Raw genomic sequence first — 16,309 nt, forward strand, 5'->3', positions numbered from 1 at the left:
GTTATGTAGTAATAGGTAGATTTAAAAAACCCCGAAAAGTACATTTTCGGGGTTTTTTAAAGTTAATTGGTTATATCTTCATCCTCTAACTTAGGATCAATAATTTTGTTATTATGTAATTTAACAGGGTTTTTAGATTTCTTCATTCGTAAATTTAGGAATTCTACAAACAATGAAAAGAAGATAGAAAAATATAAATATCCTTTTGGAATACTGTGGACTTCTGTTCCGCCAAAGAATGCCATATGAGCTAAATGTCCACCTTCAGCTAATAACATTACTCCTATAAGAATTAGGAATGATAAACCTAATATCTGGATGGTTGGGTGATTGTTAACAAATTTGCTTACAGGACCTGCAAAAATCATCATAATGATAATTGAAATGATGATTGATAAAATCATGATTAGTAATGCACCTTCATAGCCAAAACCTTCAGGAGCTTCTTTCATGCTTACTAATCCCACAGCAGTTAAAATACTATCAAATGAAAAGACAAGGTTTAAGGCTGCAATTTGAAAAATAGCTGCAGATAAACTGCCACTTGCTTTGCCTTTTTCACCTTCTTCTTCACCTTCTAATTTGTGATGAATTTCTGTTACAGATTTGTATAAAAGGAATAAGCCACCACCAAAAATAATTAGACTCTGACCTGTGATTCCTGCTTGAAGCCATCCCCAATCAATATGTAGTAAGGTTTCTTGCAGACTTAATACCCAAGTAATTCCGAATAATAACACAATACGGAATGCCATAGCTAATAGTAATCCAATTCTACGGGCTTTAGGTTGTTCTTCTTCTTTTAATTTACCAGAAACGATTGACAAGAACACGATGTTGTCAATACCTAAAATAATTTCTAAAAAAGTTAAGGTCAATAATGCTATCCAAGCATCAGGGTTAAATAAAATTTCCATTTTGATTTGTTAGTTTACAATCGTTATACGGAATTATTTCAATTTTGTTACAAAACCTTTTTGTTTTTTTGATTCTCCTACAAAGGAGTATTCAAATTGGTACCCTTTGTCATTTGTACTTAGTATTTTAATTTGAATCGCTTTCTTTTCCTGCATGTTTTTAGGATGTGTTTTTTGTAAAATGTATTCACATTCGTTCACCCAGCGTACTGTAGCGGTATCCTGTTTTCCATTGAAAGATTCAATTTGTAATGAATCATTACGTGTAAAAGTGGAGGTTTTTTTTACGCCTTCAATTTCTTGAACAAATTCGAAATTTCCAGTTTTATAGGCAGCACAATTGCGTTCAACTTGATAACATGATGTGAGTGAAAACAAGCTGAATAAAATGATTTTTTTCATTTTAATTTAATTAACGATATATTTATTGATTAATGAGATTAATTTACTTCTATCTAAAGGTTTGGAAATATAATCATTAAAACCCGAACTTAAAATTTTTATTTTATCTTCTTCTGCAGAGTAGGCGGTTTGCGCTATAATTGGAGTTTTAGGATGTAAGGGTCTGATATATCCCACGGCTTCGTAACCATTTAATACAGGCATTTTTATATCCATGAGTATCAATTGAATGTTGGGGTTTTTTTGGCAAATTTCTAAAGCTTCCTGTCCATCTTTAGCTCTAATAATGGTATAATTCAAATCTTTGACAATTTTTTGAAATAATAAAAAATTGATATTATCGTCTTCAGCAATCAGGATGGTGAAATTAGGGTTTGTTTCCAAAGGCTGATCAGGGATGTTACTACTTATTTTTGATTTTTCTTCAACTTGTAAGGGGATGAAAAAATGAAAAGTTGTGCCTTTGTTTAGTTCGGATTCTAGTTCGATTTGACCTCCTAATAGTTCAATGTATGCCTTAGAAATTGCTAAACCTAAACCTAATCCTCCAACTTTAATCGATAAATCACTTTCGATTCTACGAAATCGGTCAAAAATTTTCATTTTATTGTCAGGATGAATACCTATGCCGGTATCACTAATATAAAAATGGATCAAATTAGAAGATTGATCTATTTCATAACGAAGTGTAACTTTTCCTTTTTCTGTAAATTTAATAGCGTTATTAAGTAAATTTATTACAATTTGCTTTAATTTAATTTCATCTGAAATTGCATATTTTTTTAATTTTTGTTTTGGACTCTCAAGAACAAAATCAATCACTTTAGTTTCGGGAATCGTAATTTTTACACTTTCAAAAAGGATGTGCATGCTTTTGTCTAAATCGAAACTAGATAAGTTAGGAGTAATTAGATTGGATTCGATTTTAGACATAGCAATTAAATCGTCAATGATACTTACTAAGTTTTGACCACTTTTGTTAATTACATCTAGGTATTCCTTTTTGTCTTTAGTTGAGGTTTTAGTGTTAAGCAACAACTCTGTAAAGCCATTTATTGCATTTATTGGTGTTCTAATTTCATGCGATAAGTTTGCTAAGAAAATAGATTTCAATTTATCGCTTTTTTCGGCTTGTTTTTTGGCTTTAACTAAATGTTGTTGTTGTTGAATATTTTCGTCAAATAGTTCTCCTATATGTCCAAATTCGCCTTTGAAATGTTTGAGGATATCTATGTTTTTGTTGTTTTTTGGATTTTCAAGTATATTGGTAATTAAATTTAAAGGGGTAAAAATCCATTTTTTAGAATAATAGATAAAAATAAGTACGACTAATATGAAACTAATGATTATTATAATGAGTGTTGTTTTTGCTGTTTTAAAATCACGATGAGTAGGTTTAGAAAAGTAAAAAGTTCCTATTTTGTAGCCTTTCCAGTCTAAAATAGGTTTTAGATATTGGATATCATTGGTTTCTGTATTGTTGTCTATAATTTCAATAGTTCCTTCTTTAGCGCTACTTATCTGAATGATTTTCTGAAAAAAAGGTTTGTCTAAACGTAGGGCCATAAAAAAATACCCCGCTGGTGCTGTTTTCTTTTCAGGGTCGTTTGATGGATGTATGGTTGAGCCGTATACTTTGTAGATTATACCACGGTCTTTAATAAAAAAACTTAAAAATTTCTTTTGATAGAGTTGGTCTAAAAGTTTTTTAGGTATAATATTCTTATTGAAATTACCTCTTATTCTTGCATCCACTAAATTTCCATTTAATTGATAAACTGAGATTAAGTCTAAATGATAGACATCAATAGCGGTGCCGATATAAAAATCAAACCATTTTTCGTTTTTATCAGACAAATAAGTGACAAATTGATCCCAAAAAGACATGTCGACTATTTGACTTTCATAAGCATTCCAACTGGAATTAAGTTGGGAGTCTATTTCTTTTCCGAAGTTTTTTTTGCTAACCAAGTAATCGTTGTTTTCCTCTTTTATAGTATATAAGTATAAGCTCACAAAGAGTAATAGGAAAAAAGTGCTTACTGATAACGCAAGGAGTAAAGATTTTTTGTATGTAGAATTATAGGTAGGCAATAGGTTAAGTTGTTTTAGTTTTCTAAATATACAACTTTTATGTTTTGTTTTATTAAAAAAATCATTTCAAATCGTTTAAGGCATCGTCTGTAAAATGTTTAATGCTTTTTTCTTTGTTAAACTTTTCAGTATTGTAGTCATTTGACTTGTTTTTAGGGATCGATAAGCTATTCCAAGATTTGCTTTTTAACATTTTTGCGTAAAACACTATTTGTCCTACGTGATACGGATAATGAGCTAGTTGACGATTGATGGCTTCTAATACGGTATGTCCTTCGTTTCTGATATAAATAATAGTGGAGAGTTGTTCTGGAGTTAAACTATGTAAGGTGTCAAAAAAACAATTCCATCCTTTTTCCCAATATGTTAGTAAATCAGTTTTGTTGGTAAAAGTTTGTTCGAATTCACTATCTCTATTGCGCCATGATTTTTCGCCATCTGAGGTTAAAAAATCACTCCAACGCGAAAGCATGTTTCCTGCCAAATGCTTAACAATTACGGCAATTGAATTTGTGTCTTCATTGGAAGAAATAAATAATTGTTCGTCCTCTAATTGTGATATGGCTTTGTCCGCCAGAGTTTTGTAGTAGAGAAATTGTTTTTTAGTGCTTTCGAGATAGTCTTTGTTTAAATCCATTTTTTTTATTTTTGATGTGGCAAACTCTTGAAAAATAAAAATTATTTCTGTAGTTCTGTTGGGTGTCTTGTACTGTTGCTTTTTAAGTACTATCAAAAATAAAAAAAAATCCTTTTAGAAGTTCTAAAAGGATTAATTCTGTCGGGGTGGCAGGATTCGAACCTGCGACCTCCTGGTCCCAAACCAGGCGCGATGACCGGGCTACGCTACACCCCGTGTATTAGTTTTTTTATTTAGTGGGGAGAGCAGGATTCGAACCTGCGAAGGTTTCCCAACGGATTTACAGTCCGTCCTCGTTGGCCGCTTGAGTATCTCCCCATCACTAATACTGTGATTGCTTGATTGCGGTGCAAAGATACTGTTGTTTTTGATATTTCCAAGCAGTAGATACACGTTTTTTTTAAGTTTTTTGTAATTGATTGGTATTGAAATGAATAAAAATGAGTTCTTTTATGTTGAGGCTTTAAAAATAGTGACTTTGATGATTAATTGATCAAAAGAAAGGTGTAGTAATGAATCTTTTTACTCCTTTTTTTTGTTTTAGCTATTACTGCTACATAAAATTCGGTACTTAATTCAGGCTTAATATATAAGAGATATTTTAATCACTAAAGAATGTTAAATTGTAATTTATCGCATCAAACTTTGAATTTTTCTTTTAAAATGAGTATTCCTAAAAAATAATTAAAAATTGTTTAATCTCACTACTGGTTCTTCACAGGAGATGAAGATAGTCGAGATTTTATAAGTTACTGGCAGTTTCTGTAGTTTTTGGAATGAAATAGATAAAATATATGGAGCTCTTTATTTTTTCTGATTTGTGTTTTTAATTCGGTATGTTTAATGTCTAAATGGATTAAATGTTGTTTTGCATGTTTCTCACAATTTGCTATTGAATTTTGAAGGTTAAAAAAATGCTATAATTACGGTTTTTTACTTTTCTCTTTCATATTGTGTAATTAAGTTTCATTTTTTTGTTTAAAAATGGATTATTGTTTTATATTGTAATTAGAAATATTTTTAATGTTTAATATTTAAACTTTATTGCTCAATTTTGTTTCAGAAATAAATATAAAAAATCAATTTCTGAATTCTAAAGTCAGAAATCTAAAATCTAAAATAATATGTGTGGAATTGTATGCGCCTTTGATTTAAAACAAAAAACGGAAGTTCTTAGACCTCAAGTTTTAGAAATGGCAAAAAGTATTCGTCATCGCGGTCCAGATTGGAGTGGTATTTACAGTGATGATAAAGCTATTTTGGCTCATGAACGTTTAGCTATTGTTGATCCTGCATCAGGTAAGCAACCTTTATTTAGTGCTGACAAGCAATTAATTCTTGCTGCGAATGGTGAGATTTATAACCATCGTGAATTGAGAAAACAATTTGATGGGAAATATGATTTTCAAACACAAAGCGACTGTGAAGTTATTTTAGCTTTATATCAAGAAAAAGGAGTTGATTTTGTAGATGAATTAAACGGAATTTTCGGTTTTGCATTATACGATGTTGCAAACGAAGCTTATTTTATTGCTCGCGATCACATGGGGATAATTCCACTTTATATAGGTTGGGATAAGTATGGAACTTTTTATGTAGCATCTGAATTAAAAGCATTAGAAGGCTATTGTTCAAAGATAGAATTATTTCCTCCTGGGCATTATCTGCACAGTCATGATGGGAAATTAGTAAAATGGTACGACAGGGAATGGACAAGCTATGAGGCTGTTTCAGAAAATCAAACCAGTATTGAAGAATTGCGCAGTGCTTTAGAGGCTGCTGTACACCGTCAGTTGATGAGTGACGTGCCTTATGGGGTATTGTTGTCAGGAGGATTAGATTCTTCGATTACTTCAGCTATAGCAAAAAAGTTTGCTGCAAAGCGTATTGAGTCTAATGATGCCTCAGATGCTTGGTATCCACAATTGCATTCATTTGCAGTAGGGTTAGAGGGGTCTCCTGATTTAGCCGCTGCTCAAAAGGTAGCCGATCATATAGGTACTATTCATCATGAAATTAAATTTACAATACAAGAAGGGCTTGATGCTATTCGTGATGTTATTTATAATTTAGAGACTTATGATGTAACTACTGTGCGTGCTAGTACTCCCATGTATTTAATGGCAAGAGTGATTAAGTCAATGGGGATAAAAATGGTTTTGTCGGGTGAAGGTTCTGACGAATTGTTTGGAGGCTATTTGTATTTTCATAAAGCTCCAAATGCTAAGGAATTTCATGAAGAAACTGTTCGTAAATTAAGTAAATTGCATATGTATGATTGCCTCAGAGCGAATAAAAGTTTAGCTGCCTGGGGAATTGAAGGACGCGTTCCTTTTTTAGATAAAGAATTTATGGATGTTGCTATGCGTATTAACCCTGATGATAAAATGATTAAAAATGGGAAAATGGAAAAATGGGTGTTGCGTAAAGCTTTTGAAGATGTGTTGCCAGAAAGTGTGGCATGGCGTCAAAAAGAACAATTTAGTGATGGTGTGGGGTATAGTTGGATTGATACCTTGAAAGCTTTAGTAGATAAAGAGATTACAGACGAGCAATTGGAAAATGCTAAATATCGTTTCCCAATTCAAACACCTATGAATAAAGAAGAATATTATTATCGAACAATTTTTAACGAGCATTTTCCAAGTGATACAGCTGCTTTATGCGTTCCTCAAGAAGCCAGTGTGGCTTGTAGTACTAAAATTGCTTTAGAATGGGATGAGGCTTTTAAAAAATTAAATGATCCTTCTGGGCGTGCGGTTGCCAATGTGCATGAAGATGCTTATTAGGTAATTGAATTATTATTTTGAGTTTTTAAATCAAAATAGGAAGTAGATATTACAATCAAATGTTTATGGTTTAATTCAAAAAAATAAGAGGCTTCTGCCTAGTCATGGTCGGAAGATTTTTCTTCCGACTTTTTTTTGCTTTGTACTTTCATGGGGGTGTGTTTATATTTATGATTTTAACAAGGTTTTTCTTATTTATTTCATTTAATTTTCGTATATTTATTACTGTAAATCAGTAATTTATGACGAATTTCAAAGACCATAAAATTTCACTTAAGTATCTTTTAGAGTTTATTCCTAAAGCGTTAATGAGTCATCTTTCAGCCACAACAAATGTCGATTATTATAGTAAAACACTCCATGGAGAAAAAATGTTTTATCTGTTGTTATTCAGTATTTACGATAACGAAAAACTGAGTCAAAGAACCTTAGAAGACACTTTTAATAGTAGCGGATTCAAGGCTTTGTTTGGTTTAGGAGAGGAAGAAAAAATACGACGAAGTTCAATTTCGGAAAGATTGTCCAAAATAGACTCTGGCTATTTTAAAGAAATCTACGAGTATATGTATGAGCAATTTTCGAGTCTTTATAATAAGACTGAGATAGAGAAATATAATCTGATACGAGTTGATAGTACGATTGTTTCCGAAGCTTCATCAAAAATGAAGGAAGGAATAGACCAAAAAAACGGGAAGAAACTTGTGAAGTTCAGTTTTTCCTTCGATGGAATTTTACCTTCAGCAGTGCAAGTGTTTAACGCTCAAAAATATTCTTCCGAAGAAATTGCTTTACCAGAAGCTATCCTTGAACAAGTAAAAAAAGAAGAGCATCATGACAATATTTACATCATTGACAGAGGCTTACAGTCCACTCGCGCAATGAAGAACTTCGATCAAAAAGCGATTAAATTCATCATTCGATCTAAAGAAAATCGAAAATTTATTGAAACCGAATCATTTCTAGATTCTGATTATATTCAAAAATGGGAAGATTGGGAAGTTATCAAAGATAGCAAGGTGAAACTTTATACTGGAAATCCCATTCAAAATAAGCGTGGGAAAATACACTTTCGGGAGGAGTTAGTAGAGAAAGAGTTTCGTTTGGTGGTTATCAAAAACGAAAAACTAAACAAATAAATGTGGTTTCTGACCAATGAATTTGAACTTTCTCCAAGGGAAGTATCTGATTATTATCGCAAAAGATGGGATATTGAAGTGTTTTTCAGGTTTCTGAAACAGGAACTAAACCTTAGTCATTTGGTGTCACTAAATAAAAACGGTATTGAAGTAATGGTTTATATGACCATGATTGCATCAATGTTGCTATTAATCTATAAAAAAGCTAATAACCTCGGTTACAAAACCGCCAAAAGGCGTATTGCGATGGAGCTTAGAGATATGATAACAGCTATACTAATAATTTTTGCAGGAGGCGACCCAGATAAAGTCTTTAAGACATAAAAAAAATGGCCGGAATTTCTTCCGACCATGACTAGCTTCTGCCTCTTATTTTTTTTGATATCTTTTGTTTTTCAAAAGGGTTGCCGTAGTCTGATAAAATCCTATAGTTTGATTTACTAAAGTAGGATCGATAGTGTTTTTAGGTTTTTCATCATAATACAATTGAAAAGCTACGGGTAATTTTGAAGGTTGCAAACTTAAATCGAACTGTTTCACTTTTTGTTTTGGCGAAAGGATTGTTAAAATGTTGTTTCTAATGAATCCTAAATCTTGATAAGTAGCTATAAAAGCTCTTGGTTTATAGGAAGGGTGGTACACATCTTGTCCGTAAAACTTGCTTTTGTAATTAAAGCCCAAGCGACCTAAAAGAGTAGGCATAATATCAATTTGTGACATTAAAATAGGATTTATACTAGCTTCTTTTCCTGGTTCAAAAATCATAGCTGGAATACGATATTTGTCCATAGGTAATTCTGTTTTTCCTGCGCTCGAAGCACAATGATCCGCAATAATTACAAAAACGGTATGGTTGTACCAAGCTTGCTTTTGTGCCATTTTAAAAAATTGTTTTAAGGCGTAATCGGTGTATTTTACGCCTCCTTCACGCGATTTAGCATCGTTAGGAATATCAATTTTTCCAGCTGGGTAAGTAAAAGGTCTGTGGTTACTTACTGTCATCCAATGATTGAAAAAGGGTTTGCCTGTTTTAGCTTCTGCATTCATAGTTTGAATGGCTTTTTTAGCCATATCCTCATCGCATACTCCCCAAACATTGTCAAAAGTTATCTCCTCAGGTTTAAAAGTTTTTTTATCAACTATGTCATATCCATTGCCTCCAAAAAAATCTTCCATATTGTCAAAATAGGCATCTCCACCGTAAAGGTATTTTACAGAATATCCTTTTTCTTTGAATACGCTTCCAGTAGAAAACTTATTTTTATTGTCTTTTCGTTTTACAATGCTTTCTCCAGGCGAAGGAGGTAAACACAAAGTAACCGCTTCAAGTCCTCTAATAGTACGATTCCCAACGGCATATAAATTAGAGAAAACAGTACTTTTTGTAGCTAAACTGTCTAAAAAAGGTGTGACATTCAATTCATTTCCATACATTTTCATGAAATCGGCACTCAAGCTCTCAATTGTAATAAGTACTACATTTTTTTTAATTTCTGTTGTTCTTCCTTTAATGATTTGGGTAGAAGTAGCATTACTTTCAATTTCTAATTGTTGATTTAATAAAGTAAATGCTTCGTTATCGGGTAAAGTTTTGTAAAATTTATTATAATCAAGCTCGCTATTTCTAAAAGCTAAAAAGAAACGGTATAAGCCATTTGCTTGTAACTCATTGGTAAATACATTGGTTGAAGTTTCTTGTTTTGCTAATACAGGTACAAGAAAAGTAGCCAAAGCAAAAAGTGCAATATAACCTACAGTTGATTTAATTTTTTCTTGAAAACTTGGTAATTTTTCTAAGAAAGGCATCGATTTTTTTACAATTTTATAAGTAAAAAATGCTGTTATTATCCCTACGCCAATAAACAAAGGAATAATAGGATAAGATTCCATGATATTTTTAATAACTTCATTCGTGTAAACAAGGTAATCTACCGCAATAAAATTGTAACGAACACCAAATTCATTCCAAAAGAAAAACTCACTTATTGAATTTTGAATGATTATGAGCGTGATTATAAATATGGCAATTGAAAATAAGGCTATTCGTATGTGTTTTCTATATTTAGGTAAGAAAAGCATCAAGCCAAAAAAAGTGGTTTTTAAGGCTACAAAACCAATTCCAATTTCGGGTAAAACGCCACCATATTCATTTAAAATAGTATTAAAACAAGCAACATATATCAAAAGTGATAAAAATCCACCAAAAATGATATACCCCCACGGTTTTGTGTATTTACTTTCAGAAAGAAATAGCAAATAAAGCCAAATGAGACTCGAAGCGGTTATAAAAACAAAAAAATCAGTTAGAAAACCTGTTAGGAAAATTTTTATAATTTCTGCCCAACTAAAACTAGTAGTCGTAATGGGATGGAATAATAAAACTATTCGTAAGACAAAACTGGATAATAAAAACAGGTTTAACAGCTGCTTATACGGTGATTTTTTTTCAAAAAGCATCATTTTAAAAATTTTTAGGCAAAAGTAAACTATATTTGGGAATAAATTAATTTTTAGAAATATGAATGTCCCGCATTATCATTTGCTCGTAAACCATTTTCCAATTATTGGATTGTTTTTTGGTTGTGCTATTTTACTCTATGGATTACTCAAAAAGCAAGAAGTAGCTATCAAGATTGCATATGTAATTTTTATTTTTTGCATGCTGATGGGGAAAATTTCCATGATGACAGGAGATAGAGCAGAACATTTTTTAGAAAATAATGATAGGTTCTCTCATGAATTAATCGAAGCTCATGAAGAATCGGCCGAGTTGTTTATGAAAGGGATGTATATCCTTGGAGTCAGTTCTATTATCGGATTGTATATGCAGTCTAAACATCATCCAAAATCAAAATTTCTTGCCTTTACAATCTTGGTTTTAGTCTTGGTAACTTTATTTTTATCACAAAATGTAGGTGTTACAGGAGGTATTATTGCTCATGATGAAATAAGAAACTCACTACTCAAGTGATTGTTTTTTTAGTTAATTGTGGTTTTGTATGTTTTTTTATTCAATTTTTTTTTGGATTTTTAAAAAATAATTACCGATATTTGCAAAACAAACAACAGAAAATATGTTTTTAAATCAATTACATCATCATCATCATTTTTTCCACGCTCAAGCGAGGTAGTGATGATGTACATGTAAATCATATAAACTAGTAACCCGTTTGAGTCTATCAAACGGGTTTTTTGTTACTTCACTGCAAACACTCTTGGTAGACTCATTTTAAAGTAAATAAATAAAAATGAGTGTTTTAAAAATTGCTATTCAAAAATCAGGACGTCTTAATGAAGATAGCATCCAATTATTAAAAGATTGCGGAATTGCCATCAATAATGGTAGTGACCAATTGAAAGTTACCGCTTGTAATTTTCCTTTAGAAATTTATTTTCTGCGCAATTCTGATATTCCACAATACTTGCTGGATGGAGTGGTGGATGTTGCCATAGTAGGCGATAATCTTTTAGCTGAAAAAGGAAAAACGATTCGAGTGGTTGAAAAATTAGGCTTTTCAAAATGTCGTGTTTCAGTGGCTGTTCCTAAAAACTTCAACTATGAATCTATTCAGGATTTAGAAGGTTTGCAAATAGCAACTTCGTATCCAAATACAGTTTTAAACTATTTTAATGCTCAAGGTGTGACTGTCAACTTGCACCAAATTTCAGGTTCAGTTGAAATTGCTCCTAATATTGGACTTTCAGATGCTATTGTTGATATCGTTTCAAGTGGGAGCACCTTGTTTAAAAATAATTTGAAAGAAGTTGAAGTAATTTTAAAAAGTGAAGCTGTGCTTGCTGTAGCTCCTCAATTACCTTTTGAGGTAGAAGCTTTGTTACAAAAATTAGTCTTCCGTATACAGTCGGTGTTGCGCGCCCGAAAATCGAAATATATCTTGATGAATGTGCCTAACGAAAAAATTGAATCTGTAAGTAAAATTTTACCTGTATTAAAAAGTCCTACCATTATGCCTTTGTCAGAAGTAGGGTGGAGTAGTTTGCACTCCGTAATTGATGAAGAGAAATTTTGGGAAGTCATCGACCAATTGAAAGAGGCAGGAGCCGAAGGAATTTTAGTTTGTCCAATTGAAAAAATTGTTTTATAAGATCATGCAAAAATACAATAATCCAATCCCTTCAACTTGGGATACCTTGACTCAACGACCTACAGAAAGTTTCGCTACTATTGAGGAAACTGTTAATTTAATTTTTAAAGACATTCAAAACAATGGCGATGCTGCAATTGCTAAATACACTTCCATATTCGATGGAGTTCGTTTAGAAAATTCTTTCGTAACAAAGCAAGAATTTGAAGATGCTGAGAATCTTATTTCTAGCGTATTAAAAGATGCTATTTCTGTTGCTAAAAACAATATTGAAAAATTTCACCAAATACAAAAAACTGAGAAACGCTCTGTTTCTACTATGGAAGGGGTAGAGTGTTGGATAGAAAAAAGACCGATTGAAAAAATTGGTTTATACATCCCAGGTGGTACAGCACCTTTATTTTCAACGGTTTTAATGTTAGCGGTACCTGCTATGATTGCTGGATGTAAAGAAATTGTATTGTGTACACCTCCTGATAAAACAGGAAACATTAACCCTGCTATATTATATACTGCTAAACTTTGCGGAGTTGAAAAGGTGATTAAAGTGGGCGGTATTCAAGCCATTGCAGGAATGACTTTTGGGACAAATAGTATTCCGAAAGTGAGCAAGATTTTTGGTCCAGGGAATCAATTTGTAACCGTAGCTAAGCAAAAAGCCCAACAATATGGTGTAGCTATTGATATGCCAGCAGGCCCTAGCGAGTTGTTAGTCTTTGCTGATGAAACTGGAATCCCTGCTTTTATCGCTTCAGATTTATTGAGCCAAGCGGAACATGGTACAGACAGTCAAGTGATATTTGTAACTACGCAAGAAAAAATGATTACAGCGGTTGAAGAAGAAATTGCCAAACAGTTAGAGGTTTTACCAAGAAAAGAAATTGCACGTCAAGCTATAGCCAATTCTAAAATGGTAGTTTTTGAAAATGAAAGTACAGCATTGGATTTTATTAATGATTATGCCCCTGAACATTTTATAGTTTGTTCCAAAAAGGAGGACTTTTTCTTAGATAATATCAATAATGCAGGTTCGGTATTTATTGGGAATTTTACCCCTGAAAGCGCAGGTGATTATGCTTCAGGAACTAACCATACTTTGCCCACAAATGGTTATGCTAAAAATTACAGTGGTGTGAGTCTAGATAGTTTTATGAAAACGATGACATTTCAAAAAATTAGCCAAGAAGGTATGCAACAACTTGGAAATACCATTGAGGTTATGGCGGAAGCCGAAGGGCTTCAGGCACATAGAAATGCAGTAACGATTCGTTTATTGAAAAATAGATATTAGTTATTTGTGTATAAGTTTTAATAATTATTTAACAGTAAAAAGAGTATTAAATAAAGTTAAATTGTAACCCCCTTAAACATGGATATCAATAACCTTCTTAGAGATAATATTAGAATGATGCAATCCTATGCCTCTGCCCGTAATGAATTTGATAAAGACGACGAAAGTTTAATTTTTTTAGATGCCAATGAAAGCCCGTTTGATAATGGAATTAATCGTTATCCTGACCCTTTGCAAAAAGAATTGAAAGGAATATTATCGCAATTTAAAGATGTAGATCCTGATCAGATTCTCCTAGGTAATGGTAGTGATGAGGTGCTAGATTTGCTATTTAGAGCTTTTTGCGAACCCAACCGTGATAATGTAATTACATTACCACCTACTTATGGTATGTATAATGTTTTGGCAAATCTGAATGCTGTAGAAGATCGTAAAGTATTTTTAGGTTCTGATTTTAAAATGCGATTAACTGAAATTATGGATAATGTTGATCAATTTACAAAACTTATTTTTTTATGTTGTCCTAATAATCCTACTGGAAATCCTTTGTGTAATGATATGATCATACAGTTGTTGGAAAAATTCCAAGGATTGGTAGTAGTTGATGAAGCATATATTGATTTTTCATGCAAGGAAAGTTTGTTGAATCGATTGGATGAATTTCCTAATCTTGTGGTAACTCAAACTTTATCAAAAGCTTTTGGAATGGCGGGTATTCGTTTAGGTATTTTATTTGCTTCAAAAGAAATTATTGCCGTTTTAAACAAGATTAAACCACCTTACAATATTAATACTTTAACTCAAAAGCGAGCTAAAAAAGAATTGCTTAAACTTAAAGAAATTAATGTAAACATTAAATTGATAATCAAAGAACGAGATCGTTTAATTAAAGAATTTCTTCAAATTAATTTTATCAAAAAAGTGCATCAATCTGAAGCTAATTTTATATTGATTGAAGTGGATAATGCGAATTTAAGATATCAACAATTATTGGATAATAAAATTGTGGTTCGTAATAGAACTAAAGAATACGGATTGCTAAATTGTTTGCGAATATCAATTGGTACTCCTGCTCAAAATACAATTCTTATAGATACACTAAAAAACTTATAAAATGGCTAAAAAAGTACTTTTTATTGACCGTGATGGAACTATGATTAAAGAGGTTTCTGATTATCAAATTGATGCCTTTGAAAAAATGATTTTTTATCCTAAATGTTTAACCTATTTAGGTAAAATTGCGAAGGAATTAGACTATGAGTTGGTTTTGGTGACTAATCAGGATGGTTTAGGTACTGAAATTTTTCCAGAAGAAACTTTTTGGCCAGTTCATAATTTTATTATGAAAACTTTTGAAGGTGAAGGAGTGTTTTTTAGTAATGAATGTATTGATAGAAGTTTTCCTGAAGACAATGCCTCTACACGCAAACCGCGAACTGGAATGTTAACCCAGTACTTTTCATCAGATTATGATTTGGCAAATTCTTTTGTGATAGGTGATAGATTAACAGATGTGGAATTAGCTAAAAACTTAGGAGCTAAGGCTATTTATATCAATGATGGGATAACAGCAGGAACAACAGAAATTGAAAACTCAGTTGAAGTTTTGCAAGAGGTAATTGCCTTAGAAAGCAATGATTGGCAGGTTATTTACGAATTTTTAAAATTAAAAAATCGTGTTGCTACCATTCAAAGAACCACCCACGAAACGGATATTCAAATTGCAATAAATTTAGACGGAACTGGAAAAAGCACTATTCACACAGGTTTAGCTTTTTTTGACCACATGCTTGACCAAATTGCGCGTCACGGACAAATGGATTTAAATATCCAAGTAACAGGGGATTTACAAGTAGATGAACATCATACTATTGAAGATACCGCCATTGCTTTGGGAGAAGTTTTTAATCAAGCTTTGGGGAATAAATTAGGAATGGAACGCTATGGTTTTACCTTGCCTATGGACGATTGCTTAGCGCAAGTGGCTATCGATTTTGGAGGGCGTAACTGGTTGGTTTGGGACGCTGATTTCAAAAGAGAAAAAATAGGAGCAATGCCTACAGAAATGTTTTTCCATTTTTTTAAATCTTTCACCGATGGTGCCAAATGCAACCTGAATATAAAAGCTGAAGGTACTAACGAGCATCACAAAATTGAAGCTATTTTCAAAGCTTTTGCAAAAGCAATCAAAATGGCTGTTAAACGCGATGCCGAAAAAATGATTTTACCGTCTACGAAAGGAATGCTTTAATAGTATTTCGATAATTGAATTCATAACCGTTAAATCACTCAAGAAAATGAATAATAATAATGTTCAAGTCTCTCCTTTGGGTGCGGATGGGACTAATATTGCCATCATAGATTACGGAGCTGGAAACGTGCAGAGCGTGCTTTTTGCTTTGGAGCGTTTGGGATATAAAGGTTTTTTAACTTCAAATGAAGAGGAAATTTTATCCGCTGACAAAGTTATTTTTCCCGGGGTAGGAGAAGCTGGTAGTGCTATGAAAATGATACGTGAACAAGGTTTAGATAAAGTAATCCTTCAATTAAAACAACCTGTCTTAGGGATTTGTTTAGGAATGCAATTACTTTGTAAAGCTACTGAAGAAGGAAATACAACTGGACTTGGTATTTTTGATATAGCTATTAAAAAATTCAGCACGAAGGTAAAAGTTCCACAAATGGGTTGGAATACAATTTATAATCTTAAAACGCCATTATTCGAAAATATTCAGGAAAATGAGTATGTGTACTTAGTACATAGTTATTATGCTCCATTTAATCCATATTCGATTGCCACTACCAATTATCAAGAAGCCTACAGCACTGCGATTCAAAAAGATAATTTTTATGGCGTACAATTCCATCCTGAAAAGAGTGGAAGCATTGGAGAAAAAATACTTTATAATTTTCTGAAACTCTAAAAAAGCGCCATAC

The 16,309-nt window shown here is 32.3% G+C and carries 14 protein-coding genes and 2 tRNA genes; 9 read left to right on the forward strand and 7 right to left on the reverse strand.

The window, feature by feature from the left end; all coding sequences use genetic code 11:
• Positions 1-62 precede the first annotated feature (62 nt).
• The 6 genes from ACQY29_RS09915 to ACQY29_RS09940 all read right to left on the reverse strand — a co-directional run bounded on the left by ACQY29_RS09915 (position 63) and on the right by ACQY29_RS09940 (position 4,368).
• The gene (locus ACQY29_RS09915) at positions 63-917 is read right to left on the reverse strand and encodes a TerC family protein (protein ID WP_428225037.1); all 855 of its coding nucleotides are present in this window, start codon (positions 915-917) and stop codon (positions 63-65) included.
• A 33-nt stretch (positions 918-950) separates the two neighbouring features.
• On the reverse strand, positions 951-1,319 hold the full coding sequence (locus tag ACQY29_RS09920; RefSeq protein ID WP_428225038.1) for a DNA topoisomerase IV: 369 nt from the start codon (positions 1,317-1,319) through the stop codon (positions 951-953).
• A 6-nt stretch (positions 1,320-1,325) separates the two neighbouring features.
• The gene (locus ACQY29_RS09925; protein ID WP_428225039.1) at positions 1,326-3,335 is read right to left on the reverse strand and encodes an ATP-binding protein; all 2,010 of its coding nucleotides are present in this window, start codon (positions 3,333-3,335) and stop codon (positions 1,326-1,328) included.
• Between the two features lie 139 nt (positions 3,336-3,474).
• Positions 3,475-4,050, reverse strand: coding sequence for a DUF1572 family protein (locus ACQY29_RS09930; protein WP_428225040.1), 576 nt, complete (start codon positions 4,048-4,050; stop codon positions 3,475-3,477).
• 141 nt (positions 4,051-4,191) lie between these two features.
• A tRNA-Pro gene (locus ACQY29_RS09935) sits at positions 4,192-4,266 on the reverse strand.
• Between the two features lie 21 nt (positions 4,267-4,287).
• Positions 4,288-4,368 (reverse strand) — tRNA-Tyr (locus ACQY29_RS09940).
• Positions 4,369-5,174: 806 nt separating this feature from the next.
• Here ACQY29_RS09940 and asnB point away from each other — a divergent pair.
• The 3 genes from asnB (at position 5,175) to ACQY29_RS09955 (ending at position 8,299) form a co-directional block, all read left to right on the forward strand.
• Positions 5,175-6,839: an asparagine synthase B gene (asnB, locus tag ACQY29_RS09945; RefSeq protein ID WP_428225041.1), complete on the forward strand. Its 1,665-nt coding sequence runs from the start codon at positions 5,175-5,177 to the stop codon at positions 6,837-6,839.
• Positions 6,840-7,081: 242 nt separating this feature from the next.
• Entirely contained in the window at positions 7,082-7,975 is an 894-nt protein-coding gene (locus tag ACQY29_RS09950; RefSeq protein ID WP_428225042.1) for an IS4 family transposase, read from the forward strand.
• A complete protein-coding gene (locus tag ACQY29_RS09955; RefSeq protein ID WP_428225043.1) occupies positions 7,976-8,299 on the forward strand; it encodes a transposase in 324 nt (107 codons plus the stop codon).
• A gap of 45 nt (positions 8,300-8,344) precedes the next feature.
• On the opposite strand, the gene ACQY29_RS09960 is transcribed toward ACQY29_RS09955, so the two are convergent.
• Complete coding sequence (locus ACQY29_RS09960; RefSeq protein WP_428225044.1) at positions 8,345-10,435, reverse strand: LTA synthase family protein; 2,091 nt, start codon at positions 10,433-10,435, stop codon at positions 8,345-8,347.
• A gap of 58 nt (positions 10,436-10,493) precedes the next feature.
• Between ACQY29_RS09960 and ACQY29_RS09965 the strand changes: the two genes are divergently transcribed.
• From ACQY29_RS09965 to hisH, 6 genes are all read left to right on the forward strand, one after another.
• Positions 10,494-10,946: a hypothetical protein gene (locus ACQY29_RS09965; protein WP_428225045.1), complete on the forward strand. Its 453-nt coding sequence runs from the start codon at positions 10,494-10,496 to the stop codon at positions 10,944-10,946.
• 277 nt (positions 10,947-11,223) lie between these two features.
• Entirely contained in the window at positions 11,224-12,081 is an 858-nt protein-coding gene (hisG, locus tag ACQY29_RS09970) for an ATP phosphoribosyltransferase (protein ID WP_428225046.1), read from the forward strand.
• A gap of 4 nt (positions 12,082-12,085) precedes the next feature.
• The gene (hisD, locus tag ACQY29_RS09975) at positions 12,086-13,372 is read left to right on the forward strand and encodes a histidinol dehydrogenase (protein ID WP_428225047.1); all 1,287 of its coding nucleotides are present in this window, start codon (positions 12,086-12,088) and stop codon (positions 13,370-13,372) included.
• Between the two features lie 78 nt (positions 13,373-13,450).
• Entirely contained in the window at positions 13,451-14,485 is a 1,035-nt protein-coding gene (hisC, locus tag ACQY29_RS09980; protein WP_428225048.1) for a histidinol-phosphate transaminase, read from the forward strand.
• A 1-nt stretch (position 14,486) separates the two neighbouring features.
• Positions 14,487-15,623, forward strand: coding sequence for a bifunctional histidinol-phosphatase/imidazoleglycerol-phosphate dehydratase HisB (hisB, locus tag ACQY29_RS09985; RefSeq protein ID WP_428225049.1), 1,137 nt, complete (start codon positions 14,487-14,489; stop codon positions 15,621-15,623).
• A gap of 46 nt (positions 15,624-15,669) precedes the next feature.
• Complete coding sequence (gene hisH / locus ACQY29_RS09990) at positions 15,670-16,296, forward strand: imidazole glycerol phosphate synthase subunit HisH (RefSeq protein WP_428225050.1); 627 nt, start codon at positions 15,670-15,672, stop codon at positions 16,294-16,296.
• Positions 16,297-16,309 lie beyond the last annotated feature (13 nt).

This window comes from Flavobacterium sp., assembly GCF_965262375.1.
Lineage (GTDB): Bacteria > Bacteroidota > Bacteroidia > Flavobacteriales > Flavobacteriaceae > Flavobacterium.